The organism is Paraburkholderia bryophila (assembly GCF_013409255.1).
Taxonomy (GTDB): domain Bacteria; phylum Pseudomonadota; class Gammaproteobacteria; order Burkholderiales; family Burkholderiaceae; genus Paraburkholderia.
On sequence record NZ_JACCAS010000001.1, the window covers coordinates 4240085 to 4255500 of the forward strand.

Below are 15416 nucleotides of genomic sequence, written 5' to 3' on the forward strand. Positions count from 1 at the left end.
CGGCGCTGCGCGCGGACCTATCCGTGATTTTGTGGGCGAGGCATATCATGAAGGATGAAAATCATGGATATGCCGATCATGAAAAAGAAACGTACTGTCGCCTCTCAGGCAGCGGCCCGAGGGCCGCTGCCTGCCCTGCCTGAAGGTCTGCTTGATGAACTGGTGAAGGGTCCGATGACGCCTGTCCAGGTCCAGGACCTGATGCTGGCGTTCAACAAGGCCATCATCGAGCGCGCGATGGGCGCCGAGATGAACATGCATCTGGGCTACCCGGCGGGCCAGCCCAAGCCCGACGGCCAGGCCAACGAACGCAACGGCGCCAGCGGCAAGACAATCATCACCGAGCGCGGCCCCGTCAGGCTCGATCTGCCGCGCGATCGTGAGGGCAGTTTCGCGCCGATCCTGATTCCCAAACACGAGCGCCGTTTCACGGGCTTCGATGAGCGCATCATCGCCATGTACGCCCGCGGCATGAGCGTGCGCGAGATTCAGGCGTTTCTGGCTGAAAGCTATGGCACCGAGGTCTCACCCGACTTCATCAGCTCAGTCACTGACGAAGTGATGGCTGAAACGCTGGCCTGGCAAAACCGCCCGCTCGAGCCGATGTACCCGGTGGTGTTCTTCGACGCGCTACGCGTGAAGATCCGTGGCGACGGCGTGGTGAGCAACAAGGCCGTCTATCTGGCGCTGGGTATCCAGGCCGACGGCCAGCGCGACGTACTCGGCCTGTGGATTGAACAGACCGAGGGCGCGAAGTTCTGGCTCAAGGTGTTCAATGACCTCAAGACCCGCGGTTGCCAGGACATCCTGATCGCGGTGGTGGACGGTCTGAAAGGACTGGCCGAGGCGATCGGGACGGCGTACCCCCGCACGGCGGTGCAGACCTGCATCGTGCATCTGATCCGAAACAGTCTGGAGTACGCCAGCCACAAGGACCGCAAGGCGGTCGCCACGGCGCTGCGTCCGATCTATGCAGCCGCGAGCGAACAGGCTGCACAGCAGGCCTTGCAGGACTTCACTGAAGGACCCTGGGGAACGAAGTATCCGACCATCGTGCAATCCTGGCAGCGCGCCTGGGAACACGTCACACCGTTCTTCGTGTTTCCTCCGGAGATACGCCGGGTCGTGTACACAACAAACGCCATAGAGAGTCTGAACATGCAACTGCGCAAGATCATCAAGACCCGAGGCCACTTCCCCAACGACGAGGCCGCCATCAAGCTGCTGTGGCTGGCGCTACGTAACGTGCTGGCAAAGTCCGTGAGAGCGGCATTCGACTGGAAAGCGGCGATGAACCAGTTTGCTATCCTGTTTGGCGAGCGCTTCACGCTCGCACGTGGCTAGAAATCTTTAACCCGCCTCGCACACAAAAATGCGGACAGGTTCCTGCGCGCGCCTCCGCGGTCGGTCACCCAACCCATTGTGAGATCCCGGAGCACTTCGGCGCTTCGCCGAGGCGAAGCCGACGGCTCCCCCCGCGCGCAGAAAAACCACGGGTTCGAGGCGAACCGTTCCGGCGAGCGCGTAGCGCGAGGCGGGAGGAATGATGGCCTTGTCACGAGCGCGTAGTGTGCGGGAACACGGATTCCAGATGCACCACTACCGTGGCTGCGCGGGGGACCCGCTTAATGGTTAGCGGTGTGAGCCGCTTTCTTTTGCCTACTTTGCTTTGCGGCAGGCAAAGAAAAGTAGGTGCCGCCCCGCACAGGGGCAACGCTAATAGACCACTGTGATCACAAGGAAAGGCCAACGCAGCAGGCACGCAACCCAAGCGCCCCGCAGCCCACCCCAAAGTCAGAAAAACCAAAAAAGCCAAGCCCCCGCCGGGGCATATAATGTCCCCCGAACTGCCGCCCTCCCGAGAAAAATGCCCGATCTGCTCGCCAACCTGAACCCCGAACAACACGCCGCCGTCACGCTCCCCAACGAGCCGGCGCTCATCCTCGCCGGCGCGGGCAGCGGCAAGACCCGCGTGCTCATCACCCGCATCGCGTGGCTGATCCAGCACGGGCTGGCGTCGCCCGCCACCGTCCTCGCGGTGACCTTCACCAACAAAGCCGCCCGCGAAATGATGTCGCGTCTCCAGGGGCTGCTGCCGATCGACACGCGCGGCATGTGGATCGGCACCTTCCACGGCCTCTGCAATCGCATGCTCCGCGCGCACCATCGCGACGCAGGCCTGCCCGCCACGTTCCAGATCCTCGATACCGCTGACCAACTGTCCGCGATCAAGCGTCTGATGAAGGGCCTAAATATCGACGATGAAAAGTACCCGGCCAAAAACCTCCAGTACTTCATCAACAACGCGAAAGAACAAGGCCTGCGCCCGAAAGACGTCGACGCGACCGACAACTTCAACCTCAAATTCGTCGAACTCTACGGAGCCTACGACCAGCAGTGCCAGCGCGAAGGCGTGGTCGATTTCCCGGAACTGCTGCTGCGCTGCTTCGAGCTGCTCGCGCACAATCCGCCGCTGCGCGCCCACTATCAGGCGCGCTTTCGTCATATCCTCGTCGACGAGTTCCAGGACACCAACAAGCTGCAGTACGCGTGGCTCAAGATGCTGGCCGGCCAGACCAATTCGATTTTCGCGGTCGGCGACGACGACCAGTCGATCTATGCGTTCCGCGGCGCGAACGTCGGCAACATGCGCGACTTCGAACACGAGTTCAACGTCCGTCATCTGATCAAGCTGGAGCAGAACTACCGCTCGCACGGTCATATTCTCGACGCCGCCAATCAACTGATCGCCAACAACTCGCGGCGCCTGGGCAAAAACCTGCGCACCGACGCGGGTCACGGCGAACCGGTGCGCGTGTACGAATCCGCCACCGATTCGCAGGAAGCCGGCTGGATCGTCGAGGAAATCAAGGCGCTAATCAGCACCGGCACGTCGCGCAGCGAAATCGCGATCCTGTATCGCAGCAACGCGCAGTCGCGCACGATCGAACACACGCTGGTCAACGCGGGCATCGCGTATCGCGTGTATGGCGGCTTGCGCTTTTTCGAGCGCCAGGAAGTCAAGCACGCGCTCGCCTATCTGCGCCTGATCGACAATCCGAACGACGACACCGCGTTCGTGCGCGTCGTCAATTTCCCGACGCGCGGTATCGGCGCGCGGTCGATCGAACAACTCGCGGACGCGGCGCGTCTGTACAACTGCTCGATGGCCGCGGCGATTCCGTACGTGGCGGGCAAGGCGGGGTCGAGTCTCTCCGCTTTCGCGAACCTGGTCGGCAAGATGCGCGCGGAAACGCAGCAGATGAGCCTGCCGGAAACCGTCGAGTACGTGGTAGGCACAAGCGGGCTGTCCGAGTTCTATCAGAATGAACGCGAAGGCCAGGACCGGCTGGAGAACTTGCAGGAACTGGTCAACGCGGCGGCGGCGTTCGTCAGCGAAGAAGGCTACGGCATGGACACGCCGGCGCGTTCCATTCCGCTGCGCCCGGGCGCGAGCGCCGCGCCTGAGCTGGCGGTCGCCACCGACGACCCGAATACCGTTGTGTTCGATGCACCCGGCATCGCCGACCCGGCGCAAAACCCGGACACGATGACGCCGCTCGCCGGCTTCCTGTCGCACGCATCGCTCGAAGCGGGCGACAACCAGGCGCAAGCCGGCCAGGAAGCCGTGCAACTGATGACAGTGCACGCGGCCAAGGGGCTGGAGTTCACGGCGGTGTTCATCACCGGTCTCGAAGAGGGTTTGTTCCCGCACGAGAACAGCGCGATGGAGTCAGACGGTCTCGAGGAAGAGCGGCGCCTCATGTACGTGGCGATCACGCGCGCGAAGGAGCGTCTGTATCTGTCGTTCGCGCAAAGCCGCATGCTGCATGGCCAGACGCGCTACAACATCCGCTCGCGCTTCTTCGACGAACTGCCGCAGGAAACCCTCAAGTGGCTCACGCCGAAGATCGAGGCGGGCGCGCGCTGGGGCGGTGGCCGTTCGGACAACGCCGGGTACGGGCGCGACTGGTTCGCGCGGCCGGGTTATACGGGGCCCGCGTCGTCGACGCCGGCGCCGTTGCCGGCATTCGCGAATGAACAGCGGGCGGCGGAGACGGGCTTCCGCGTCGGGCAGCAGGTGTTCCACACCAAGTTCGGCGAAGGCACGATCACCGCGCTCGAAGGCGGCGGCGTCGACGCCAAGGCGCAGGTCAAATTCAAGCGGCACGGCGAGAAGTGGCTGGCGCTTGCGGTCGCCAAATTGCAGGCGGTCGAATGAGCGCCGCGCCCTCACATCGTCCGTTCGGTATTCTGGCGGCGCTGCCGCAGGAACTCGGCGATCTGATCGACGCGATGCGCGTCGAGTCCGGCGTGCGCACGATCACGCACGGTCAGCGCGATTATCACCTCGGCACCTTTCACGGCGCGCCTTGCGTCGTGACGCTGGCGCGGGTCGGCAAGGTGGCGGCGTCGGCCACGGTCAGTGCCCTGATTCACGCGTTCGACGTCGAGGCGGTCGTGTTCACCGGCGTCGCCGGTGGCGTGGGCGCGGACGTGCGGGTCGGCGATATCGTCGTGGCCAATGCGCTGCTGCAGCATGACCTCGACGCATCGCCGCTGTTTCCGCGCTTCGAAGTGCCGTTGCTGGGCGTGTCGCGTTTCGCGGCGGATGCGGCGCTGGCCGATCAGCTCGCGGCGGCTTGCGAACGCTTCGTCGCTGAAGAGGGCGCAGCGTCGGCGGCGCGGTTTGGGACTCAGGCGCCGCGCGTGCATCGCGGCCTGATTATCAGCGGCGATCAGTTCGTGGCCAGCGCGGCAGGCGTCAAAGCGTTGCGCGACGCATTGCCGGACGCGCTTGCGGTCGAAATGGAAGGCGCGGCAATCGCGCAGGTTTGCCACGAATACGGCGTGCCGTGCGCCGTGGTGCGCACGATCTCGGACACCGCCGACGATCACGCGCCGGAGTCGTTCGTATCGTTTCTGACGGAGATCGCCGGCACGTATTCGAACGCGATCCTGACGCGGTTTTTAGAAGCGCGGAGCGCGGCGCACTGACTGACCCGCGTCGCGGAGTGAATGACAACAACGCCGGCTGAATGCCGGCGTTTTTTGTCACAGCGCACGCTAATCCTTCCCCGTCTCGCCCAACGCCTCGCGCACCTGCTGCAACGCCGCCGGATCTTCAATGGTCGGCAAATCGCCCGGCTCACGCCCCTCCGCGAGCGCCGCGATCGCGCGGCGCAGCAGCTTGCCGGAGCGCGTCTTCGGCAGCATCGACACCACCACCACGCGCGCCGGCCGCGCAATCGCGCCGAGTTGACGGTCGACCGTCGCCGTGAGGTCGGCTTCGAGCTTCTTGCGTTTTTTCGCGTCCGCGTAAGCGCCGGCGTCGCGCAGCACCACGAAGGCCATTGCCGCTTGCCCCTTTAGCGCATCCGTCACGCCGACCACCGCGACTTCCGCCACGGCCGCGTGGCTCGACAACGCCTCCTCGATTTCACGCGTGCCGAGCCGATGGCCCGCGACGTTGATCACGTCGTCGGTCCGGCCGAGGATCGTCACGTAACCGTCTTCGTCCTGAATGCCCCAGTCGAAGGTTGAATAGAGCTGCTGGTTCGGAATACTCGACCAATAGGTGCTGACAAAGCGTTTGTCATCGCCCCAAACCGTCGACATGCAACCCGGCGGCAACGGATAAGCCAGCGTCAGCACGCCTTTTTCTCCAGGCGGGCAGGGCTCGCCGGTCGACTCGTTGCGCAAGCTCAGATTGAACCCCGCCGACGGCACGCCCGGCGAGCCGAGCTTGGTGGGCAGCGCTTCGACGCCGCGCGGAATCGCCAGCATCGGCCAGCCGGTTTCGGTCTGCCAGTAGTTGTCGATCACCGGTTTGCCGAGCGCCTTGGTAATCCATGCGGCGGTGGGTTCGTCGAGCGGTTCGCCGGCCAGAAACAGTGTGCGCAGGCTCGACAGATCCGCCTGCTTCAGCAGCGCCGGATCCTGCTTTTTCAGCACGCGCAACGCGGTCGGCGCGGTGAACATCAGATTGATCTTGTGCTGCTCGACGAGGCGCCACCAGATGCCGCCATCCGGCCGGATCGGCGTGCCTTCGTACATCACGGTAGTCAGGCCGGCGATCAGTGGCGCGTAAATGATGTAGCTATGGCCGACCACCCAGCCCACGTCCGACGCGGTAAACATCGTGTCGCCGGGCTTGCCCTGAAAGATGTGTTCCATCGACGCCGCCAGCGCCACCGCATAACCCCCGACGTCGCGCTGCACGCCCTTCGGCTTGCCGGTCGTGCCCGACGTGTACAGCACATAAGAAGGCTCGTTCGATTCGAGCCATTCGCACGGCACATGGGCGTCGTAGAACTGTGCGCGCAGTGGTTCGTAGCTGACCAGGTAGCTGGCGTTCAGCCGCTCTGGCGCGAGTTGCCGGTCGATCAGCAACACGTGCGGCGTCTTGTGGGCCGCGCGCGCGAGCGCTTCGTCCATCAGCGGCGTGTAGTCGATCACCTTGCCGCCGCGCGCGCCGGCGTCGGCGGTCACGATCAGCACCGGTTTAGCGTCGTCGATGCGGGCCGCGAGGTTCGGCGCCGCGAAGCCGCCGAACACGACCGAATGAATCGCGCCGAGCCGCGCGCACGCAAGCATCGCGAACAACGCCTCGGGGATCATCGGCAGATAGAGCAGCACCACGTCGCCGCGCTTCACGCCGAGCGAGCGCATGACCGCCGCCATCCGGTTGATTTCCGCGTAGAGCTCGGCGTACGTGTAGCGCCGCTCGATACCGGTTTCCGTCGACACATAGACCAGCGCATTCTGCTGTGCGCGCGCGGCCAGATGACGATCCACCGCGTTATGGCACAGGTTCGTGCGCCCGCCGCTGAACCAGCGCGCGAACGGCGGGTTCGAGCGGTCGAGCACCGTGTCGAACGGCGTCTCCCAATGAATCCGTTGCGCTTCGTCGCGCCAGAAGGCTTCGGGGTTCTCGATCGAACGGCGGTGGAAGTCGCGGTAGCTGGTCATCGACGGCAATCCTTCTGCTGCGTGAGTGAACCTGAGTGAACGGGATAGCGGAGCGGGCGGCCGGCTTGCGCGGCGCGGGAGCAGGGCGTGGTCCCGCAAAGGATAGAACACGCGCGACGTTGCGGACAACGCGGGTTGTCCATGAGCGACCGACCCACAAAAAAAGGCGCCGCAGCGCCTTTCTCTGAAACCCACTTTCGACCCAGCCGGTCACGCCTTCGCGCGCTTGCCTTCGACATCCGGCAGAAACACCGTCAGCACGCCGATCAGCGGCAGGAACGAACAGACCTTGTACACATACGCAATGCTGGTGGCGTCCGCCAATTGCCCGAGCACGGCAGCGCCGACGCCGCCCATGCCGAACGCGAAGCCGAAGAACAACCCCGCGACCATGCCCACCTTGCCGGGAATCAGCTCCTGCGCGTAGACGATGATCGCCGAGAACGCCGAGGCCAGCACCACGCCGATGATCACCGTCAGCACGCTGGTCCAGAACAGGTTCGCATACGGCAGCAGCAACGTGAACGGCGCGACGCCGAGGATCGATACCCAGATCACGTACTTGCGGCCGATCCGGTCGCCGATCGGACCGCCGATCACCGTGCCCGCGGCCACCGCGGCGAGGAACACGAACAGATGGATCTGCGCGGCCTGTACCGGCAGATGGAACTTGTCGATCAGATAGAAGGTGAAGTAGCTGTTGAGGCTGGCGAGGTAGAAGTACTTCGAGAACACCAGCAGCATCAGCACGCCCATCGCGAACATGACCTTGTTGCGCGACAGCGTGGCGTGCGGCGCCGAGCTGCGCGCCTTCTTGATCGACGGATGCCGTTTGTACCAGCGGCCGATCTGTGTCAGCACGACGATCGCGACCAGCGCCGCCACCGAGAACCACGCAATGCTGCGCTGGCCGTGCGGAATCACGATCAGCGCGGCGAGCAGCGGCCCGAGCGACGAGCCCGCGTTGCCGCCTACCTGGAACAGCGACTGCGCGAGACCGTGCCGTCCGCCCGACGCCATGCGAGCGACCCGCGACGACTCCGGGTGAAACACCGACGACCCGCAGCCGACCAGCGCCGCCGCGACCAGCAGCACGCCGAAGCTCGGCGCGACCGACATCAGCAGCAGGCCCGCGAGCGTGAAGCCCATGCCGACCGGCAGCGAATACGGCTTCGGATGCTTGTCGGTATAGATGCCGATAAACGGCTGCAGCAGCGACGCGGTGATCTGATAGGTCAGCGTGATCAGCCCGATCTGACCGAACGACAGCGCGAAGTTGTCCTTCAGCATCGGGTAGATCGCCAGAATCAACGACTGGATCATGTCGTTGAGCAGGTGCGAAAAGCTGATCGCGCCGAGCACGGAATACACCGTGCGCTGGACCGTGGCGGCCGGTTGCGCCGTGGCGGGGTTGGCTCCGGGATGGGCAGCGGAGTTGGCGGACACAGTGCCGTTTCCGGCTCCGGCCGACGCGCCAGCGAGGGCGCTTTTATCGAGGCTCGTTTCCATGCGATAGATGAGAGAAAAGGAAGATGACGGGAAAGGATTCGATGCTGCCGGCGTGCCTTGCCGCTGGGCGTGGACTGCTGCGGCATTTCGACGCGGCAACCGGCGTAATCAGCTATTTGTCGCAGTTTAATGTGGCTTGAGCGAAATGTAAGGACAAGTTTTGTCGCGAATCGGACATGATTTGCCGGTGCAGGCCCTATCGCGACGAGACAAAAGCAGGAGTCGCCTGCACCGTCGCGGTGCTTAAGACCGTTGTGTTGCCCTTACCACGGGTGGCTGGCGACTCGTCGGATAAATCCGGCTCGGGGATTTTTGGCCATGTATAAAACGGTCGCGGGCGCGAAGCTTACAAGGCGATGCGTCGAGGACCGGGCAATACGCGGTCGGCATTTCGCGAGCGACGCTAAAGATCGCAGACGTTCTTGCCGTAGACCCGGAGAGATAGGCAGCAATGCCGGGACTGACCTTTCCGGCAGCTCTACATGTGGGGACGGGGAATATGAAAGCAGTGTCGCTGGGCAGCCAGGCAGGTGTGGGTTTTGTTCCAGAGGGGGATTCGACGGGCAAGTTGCCGCCGCGTGGCCGGAGCAGCCGCTCGCGGGCCGTGAAGCTCAAGGGTTTGTCCGTGAAGGTGATGTTGCGTCTCGCCTTCGCGGTGCTACTGATCGGCACGCTGTTGATCGGCGTGTTTTCGCTGACGCAGATCAGCCGTCTGAACGCTTCCGCGCAATCCATCTACGATCAGGGGCACGTTGCCAGCCGCGCGGCCGAAGAGGCGCGCGGCCATATGCTGCGCGCGAGCCGCGCGCAAAAAATGCTGCTGACCGCGACCACCGCGAAGGAACGCGACGACCTCGGCGGCGACATCGACAAAGGGTTGAACGGCCTGGCCGCGCAGCTCGTCACGCTGCAGCAGTACGTCGACACGTCGGACGCCAAGGCGGTCGATCAGCAGAAGAAATTCGCCGCCGCCGTCACGGTCTGGAGCGGGCACCTGCGCGACTTCGTGACGCTCGTGAAAGCGCAGCCGCTCGATCTGTCGCAGATGAACTGGCAGGTCGGCACGCAGGACGTGTCGCTGCTGGTCGAAACCGACAAGCTCGAAAAGATGGTCGACGAACTCGTCGTGCAGCGCGGCACCGCCGCGAAGGCGACGATCGATGCGTCGGGCTTCATTTACCACTCGTCGTTCGTGATGATCGCGGTGATGACGATCGGGCTGATCGTGCTCGCGTTCGGCATCAGCGAATGGGTGGTGCGGCGTCTGGCCGGCCAGCTCGGTGGCGAGCCGGGGTACGCGAAGGAGATTGCCAGCCGGATCGCGGCGGGCGATCTGTCGAACGAGATCGCGTTGGGGCGCAAGGACAAGTCGAGCATGCTGTTCGCGCTGCACGACATGCAAAGCGGGCTGGCGACGACGGTGGCCGACATTGCGTCGAGCGCGGATGCGATTGCGACGGCGTCGGGTGAAATTGCGATGGGCAATCTGGATCTGTCGCAGCGCACCGAGCAGCAGGCGATGGCGCTCGAGCGGACCGCGAGCAGCATGGAGCAGTTGACGTCGACGGTGCGGCAGAACGCCGATAACGCGAAGCAGGCGAGCACGCTGGCGCATAACGCGTCGGATATTGCTGAGAAGGGTGGCGCGGTGGTGAGTCGCGTGGTCGCGACGATGAATGAGATCAACGATAGTGCGCGCAGTATCGGCGACATTATTGGGGTGATCGAAGGGATCGCGTTTCAGACCAATATTCTGGCGTTGAATGCGGCGGTTGAGGCTGCGCGGGCTGGGGAGGAGGGGCGTGGGTTTTCGGTGGTTGCTGCTGAGGTGCGGAATCTGGCGCAGCGGAGTGCTGCTGCGGCTAAGGAGATTAAGGGGTTGATTAGCACCTCCGTCGAGCGGGTCGGGAATGGGTCGACTTTGGCTCAGGATGCTGGGCAGACTATGGATGAGGTCGTTAAGGCCGTTAAGCGAGTGACCGATATCATGGGGGAGATTTCTGCTGCTTCTTCTGAGCAGAGTGCTGGGATTGAAGAGATCAACCTCGCGGTCACGCAGATGGATTCTGGGACGCAGCAGAATGCGGCTCTCGTTGAGCAGGCTACCGCCGCTGCCCGGTCTCTTGATGATCAGGCGAGGGGGTTGAAGGGTATGGTTGGGAAGTTTAGGTTGTGAGTTGAGGGGGTTTGGCCTGCTCGGCAATTCGGACCTATCCGTGATTTTGTGGGCGAGGCATATCATGAAGGATGAAAATCATGGATATGCCGATCATGAAAAAGAAACGTACCGTCGCCTCCCAGGCAGCGGCCCGAGGGCCGCTGCCTGAGCTGCCTGAAGGTCTGCTTGATGAACTGGTGAAGGGTCCGATGACGCCTGTCCAGGTCCAGGACCTGATGCTGGCGTTCAACAAGGCCATCATCGAGCGCGCGATGGGCGCCGAGATGAACATGCATCTGGGCTACCCGCCGGGCCAGCCCAAGCCCGACGGCCAGGCCAACGAACGCAACGGCGCCAGCGGCAAGACGATCATCACCGAGCGCGGCCCCGTCAGGCTCGATCTGCCGCGCGATCGTGAGGGCAGTTTCGCGCCGATCCTGATTCCCAAACACGAGCGCCGTTTCACGGGCTTCGATGAGCGCATCATCGCCATGTACGCCCGCGGCATGAGCGTGCGCGAGATTCAGGCGTTTCTGGCTGAAAGCTATGGCACCGAGGTCTCACCCGACTTCATCAGCTCAGTCACTGACGAAGTGATGGCTGAAACGCTGGCCTGGCAAAACCGCCCGCTCGAGCCGATGTACCCGGTGGTGTTCTTCGACGCGCTACGCGTGAAGATCCGTGGCGACGGCGTGGTGAGCAACAAGGCCGTCTATCTGGCGCTGGGTATCCAGGCCGACGGCCAGCGCGACGTACTCGGCCTGTGGATTGAACAGACCGAGGGCGCGAAGTTCTGGCTCAAGGTGTTCAATGACCTCAAGACCCGCGGTTGCCAGGACATCCTGATCGCGGTGGTGGACGGTCTGAAAGGACTGGCCGAGGCGATCGGGACGGCGTACCCCCGCACAGCGGTGCAGACCTGCATCGTGCATCTGATCCGAAACAGTCTGGAGTACGCCAGCCACAAGGACCGCAAGGCGGTCGCCACGGCGCTGCGACCGATCTATGCAGCCGCGAGCGAACAGGCTGCACAGCAGGCCTTGCAGGACTTCACTGAAGGACCCTGGGGAACGAAGTATCCGACCATCGTGCAATCCTGGCAGCGTGCCTGGGAACACGTCACGCCGTTCTTCGTGTTTCCCCCGGAGATACGCCGGGTCGTTTACACAACAAACGCCATAGAGAGTCTGAACATGCAACTGCGCAAGATCATCAAGACCCGCGGACACTTCCCCAACGACGAGGCCGCCATCAAGCTGCTGTGGCTGGCGCTACGCAACGTGCTGGCAAAGTCCGTGAGAGCGGCATTCGACTGGAAAGCGGCGATGAACCAGTTTGCTATCCTGTTTGGCGAGCGCTTCACGCTCGCACGTGGCTAGAAATCTTTAAACCGCCTCGCACACAAAAATGCGGACAGGTTCGGCAATTCGGGTGTGCTGCCTGCACCCACCCCACCGCGCAAGCCCCAACCCAAACCTCACCCCGGCGTAACAACAACAGTACAAGTAATCCCAGCAGCCAAAACAACCCCATCGGGAACCGAATCAATACTGACCCGCACGGGCACCCGCTGCGCCAACCTAACCCAGTTAAACGTAGGATTCACATCAGCAAGAAGTTCACGACTTTCAGGATTATCCCGATCGTAGATGCCACGAGAAATACTCTCGACATGCCCCTGCAGGGTCCCCCCACTCATCAACCGAACCTCGGCTTTATCGCCAACTCGCACATGAGGAAGCTTGGTCTCCTCGAAGTACCCATAAACCCAGAACGAGTGACTATCGACAATGGCCAGCTTAGCGGCCCCAGCCGTCGCATAATCCCCACGATAGACATTCAGATTAGTCACATACCCATCAACAGGCGAAACAACCCGTGTCCGCGCCAGATTCAACTTGGCGGCATCGAGCGCAGCCAGCGCCTGCTGGTAAGAAGCCTCAGCAGCAGAAGCCGTATGAGTAGCATTCTCGCGACTCTCCTTCGACACCACCAAAGCATCCATGTCGGCACGCCGCTGCGCATCATCGCGTTTCATCTGTAATTCGGCCTTGCGCGCCGCGACCGCAGCTTGCGCCTGCTCAACCGCGATCTCATAGTGCGACGGATCGACCTGCATCAACAGATCGCCCTTTTTAACCAGCTGGTTATCCTTCACCGGCAGGTCGACAACCGCACCCGAAACATCCGGCGCGACATTGACAATCTCAGCGCGCACGCGCCCATCACGTGTCCACGGTTCATCCATGTAATGAACCCACAACACGCGCCCAATCAAAATCGCGACGATAAAAATAACGGCTGTCGCGACGAAGCCCACAAGATTTCGGATGGTCATGATTCGACTCTGATCAACGATAAACGGCGAGACTCAGCACGCCGCACACACACACGAGCAAGCTGGCCCGGAACAAGGACGGATGCCACACCACGCGATACACGCCCGTATAGGCGATCACGCGGTCCAGCACCCAGGTAAGCGCGGCGCCCGCGATAAACAGCAGCACGATGGCCGGCACGTAGGCGTCGAATACGGCGATCTCACGTGGCATGACGAACTCCTTTCTCTGATGCACCGTCGGCGCGGGCGCGTCCGCTCATCAACGGTTCAAGCGGCGATTGCGGATCGAGCAGTGCGGTACGGATGAAATGCAACTGACTCAGAATGCGTTGCAGTTGATGACGCTCCTCACGCGGCGGCGCGAAAGTGGCCAGCATCTGCTGAAGCGCGGCGATCGCGTCGGTGGTCGCGGCGAGCGCACGGTCGAAGCGGTCTTCGCGCGGACGCTCGAACAGCGCGGTCAGCGCATCGCGCATCGCCCGTAACGTGACGCGCCACGGCATCGACTTCGCGTAGCGTGCGTCGGCGGGCAGCGTCGCCACTTCGCGGCGCAGATCGATCATCGCGTTGCCCACTTCGAGCACCGCGAACAGCCAGCGCAACGTGTCGCGCTTGAGTTCGGGCTCGTTCTGCGCGAGCGCGTTGATCTGGAACATCAGATCGCGCGCGCCGCTCTCGAAGCGCGAACGTACCCGCCGCATGCCCGCGCTGCTCGCCAGCGACACCTGACGGCGCAGGTCCATCAGCAGACGATTGCGCAGCCACGGCGTCGACGGCGGCAGCAGCACCGCGAACGCAATCGATACCACCAGCATCGACAGCACCAGCGCAATCGCGTCGTTGATCGTGCCGCTCGGGTCGTAATGGATCACGTTGTCCGGGCCGGCCAGAAAGCAGAAGAAGATGCAGTAGCCGATGCCGTAACCGGCCAGCGCGGGCCGCGTCGTCATGAACACGCCGAGCAGCAGGAACGGCGTGAGCGCGGCGCACAGCAGCGGAAAACCGTCGATATGCGGATACACCCCGTACACCGCGATCATCCCCATGACGGAGGCGACCAGCGTGCCGCCGGCCATCTGGAACGCAGTGCGCTTCGGGTTCGGCGACGCCGATGCGAGCGCGCAGACGGCGGCGGCATCCAGTGTCAAGGTCGAACCGCTCGGCCACGCGGTCGCGATCCAGAACGCGCCGAGTACCATCATCACGAGAGCGGCCCGCACGCCCGCGACGCCTGCCGCGATCGCGTTGGTCTTCGGCTCGTAACGCTCGATCCAGCGCTCGCGCTCGTGCGTGTCGACGGCGAGCGATGCGTAAGTGGCGGCGTACGCATGCAGATCGTCGACAAAGCGGTACAGCAGTTCGGCGCCGGTGTCGAAGTCGAGCAACGGCGCGTCGGGGTGCGCTTCGAGCGCGCAGCGCGTCGCGCGTACACGCTTCGGCAATTCGGCCTTGTAGGCGTCGAGTTGCGCGGCGGCGTGGGCGGCATCGGCGGCGCTCAGCACGGGTTCGCCGGATTTCGCGAGCAGCGGGGCAATTTCCTTGAAGTACGGTTCGAGCGCGTCGACCGCAATCGCCGCGCCGTGCATGTCCTGGCTCGGGCCGGTTTCGCGCAGTCGGTTCATCAACTGATGCAGCGCGTGAAAGCGCGTCGACGCGGTCATGAACTCGCTGTTCAACCGCGCGAGACGGCCGCCGCGCATCCGCGAATCGGGCCCTTCGAACACGGCCACGCTGCGCGCCGCTTCGAATCCGACGATATCGGCGACGAAGCGCGCATTGGTCGCTTCGATCTGCGCGCGGTCGTTACGGCCCGCGAGCGACGCGGACACATACTCGACGAACGACGAAAAGCGCGCCCGCACGGTGCCGCGCATCTGCAAGCCGGCGAACTGTGGAAACACCAGGCCGCTGACCGCACCCGCGCAGACGATCCCGAGCACCACTTCTGCGACCCGCGTCAGCGCGCTGAGAAACGCGCCGTCCGGATGCTGCGAAGCGGGAATGCCGATCAGCGCGGCGGTGTAGCCGGCCAGCACGAAACCGTACGACTTGAAGTTGCGGTTACGCGCGGCGCCGGCGGTGCAGATGCCGACCCAGATCGCGGTGCTGGCGATGAACAGTTCGGGCTGCTGCGCGAACAGGCCGATCAACGCAAGCATCACGACGAGACCGACGAGGGTGCCGCAGATCCGGTAGAAGCTCTTCGCGAACACCATGCCGCTTTGCGGCTGCATGACGATGAACACGGTGGTCATCGCGGTGCGCGGCTGCGGCAGATCGAGTTTCATCGCGATGCCGAGCGCGAGGAAGCAGGCGGCGAGCGCCTTGAACAGATAGATCCAGGTGAGGCCGTCGTTGCGCGCCCAGTCGACGGCGGCCGCGTAGAGCGTGGCAAGCGACGTCGGTCGCGAGGTAGAGGATGGGGAGGCTGACATG

General features: G+C 63.5%; 10 protein-coding genes. 5 read left to right on the plus strand and 5 right to left on the minus strand.

Going from position 1 to position 15416, the window contains the following annotated elements; genetic code table 11:
• Window positions 1-69: 69 nt before the first annotated feature.
• The 3 genes from GGD40_RS19055 (at window position 70) to GGD40_RS19065 (ending at window position 4998) form a co-directional block, all read left to right on the plus strand.
• On the plus strand, window positions 70-1344 hold the full coding sequence (locus tag GGD40_RS19055; RefSeq protein ID WP_373565341.1) for an IS256 family transposase: 1275 nt from the start codon (window positions 70-72) through the stop codon (window positions 1342-1344).
• Between the two features lie 523 nt (window positions 1345-1867).
• Entirely contained in the window at window positions 1868-4222 is a 2355-nt protein-coding gene (locus GGD40_RS19060; RefSeq protein ID WP_179744554.1) for a UvrD-helicase domain-containing protein, read from the plus strand.
• On the plus strand, window positions 4219-4998 hold the full coding sequence (locus tag GGD40_RS19065; RefSeq protein WP_179744555.1) for a 5'-methylthioadenosine/adenosylhomocysteine nucleosidase: 780 nt from the start codon (window positions 4219-4221) through the stop codon (window positions 4996-4998). Before GGD40_RS19060 ends, GGD40_RS19065 begins: the two co-directional genes overlap by 4 nt.
• Before the next feature lie 69 nt (window positions 4999-5067).
• Here the strand turns inward: GGD40_RS19065 and GGD40_RS19070 are convergent, their stop codons facing one another.
• Both GGD40_RS19070 and GGD40_RS19075 read right to left on the minus strand, forming a co-directional pair.
• Window positions 5068-6972 (minus strand): propionate--CoA ligase, encoded by a 1905-nt coding sequence (locus GGD40_RS19070; protein WP_179703622.1) that lies wholly within the window; start codon window positions 6970-6972, stop codon window positions 5068-5070.
• A gap of 210 nt (window positions 6973-7182) precedes the next feature.
• On the minus strand, window positions 7183-8481 hold the full coding sequence (locus GGD40_RS19075) for an MFS transporter (protein WP_218900933.1): 1299 nt from the start codon (window positions 8479-8481) through the stop codon (window positions 7183-7185).
• A 499-nt stretch (window positions 8482-8980) separates the two neighbouring features.
• On the opposite strand from GGD40_RS19075, the gene GGD40_RS19080 reads away from it, so the two are divergent.
• Complete coding sequence (locus GGD40_RS19080) at window positions 8981-10657, plus strand: methyl-accepting chemotaxis protein (protein WP_179744557.1); 1677 nt, start codon at window positions 8981-8983, stop codon at window positions 10655-10657.
• A gap of 86 nt (window positions 10658-10743) precedes the next feature.
• On the plus strand, window positions 10744-12018 hold the full coding sequence (locus tag GGD40_RS19085) for an IS256 family transposase (protein ID WP_373565319.1): 1275 nt from the start codon (window positions 10744-10746) through the stop codon (window positions 12016-12018).
• Between the two features lie 98 nt (window positions 12019-12116).
• On the opposite strand, the gene GGD40_RS19090 is transcribed toward GGD40_RS19085, so the two are convergent.
• Genes GGD40_RS19090 through GGD40_RS19100 form a run of 3 tightly spaced genes read right to left on the minus strand, consistent with a single transcriptional unit; the run spans window position 12117 to window position 15415 of the window.
• Window positions 12117-12977: an efflux RND transporter periplasmic adaptor subunit gene (locus GGD40_RS19090; protein ID WP_179703624.1), complete on the minus strand. Its 861-nt coding sequence runs from the start codon at window positions 12975-12977 to the stop codon at window positions 12117-12119.
• 13 nt (window positions 12978-12990) lie between these two features.
• Window positions 12991-13191, minus strand: coding sequence for a DUF1656 domain-containing protein (locus GGD40_RS19095; protein WP_179703625.1), 201 nt, complete (start codon window positions 13189-13191; stop codon window positions 12991-12993).
• Window positions 13181-15415 (minus strand): FUSC family protein, encoded by a 2235-nt coding sequence (locus GGD40_RS19100; RefSeq protein ID WP_179703626.1) that lies wholly within the window; start codon window positions 15413-15415, stop codon window positions 13181-13183. Before GGD40_RS19100 ends, GGD40_RS19095 begins: the two co-directional genes overlap by 11 nt.
• Window position 15416 lies beyond the last annotated feature (1 nt).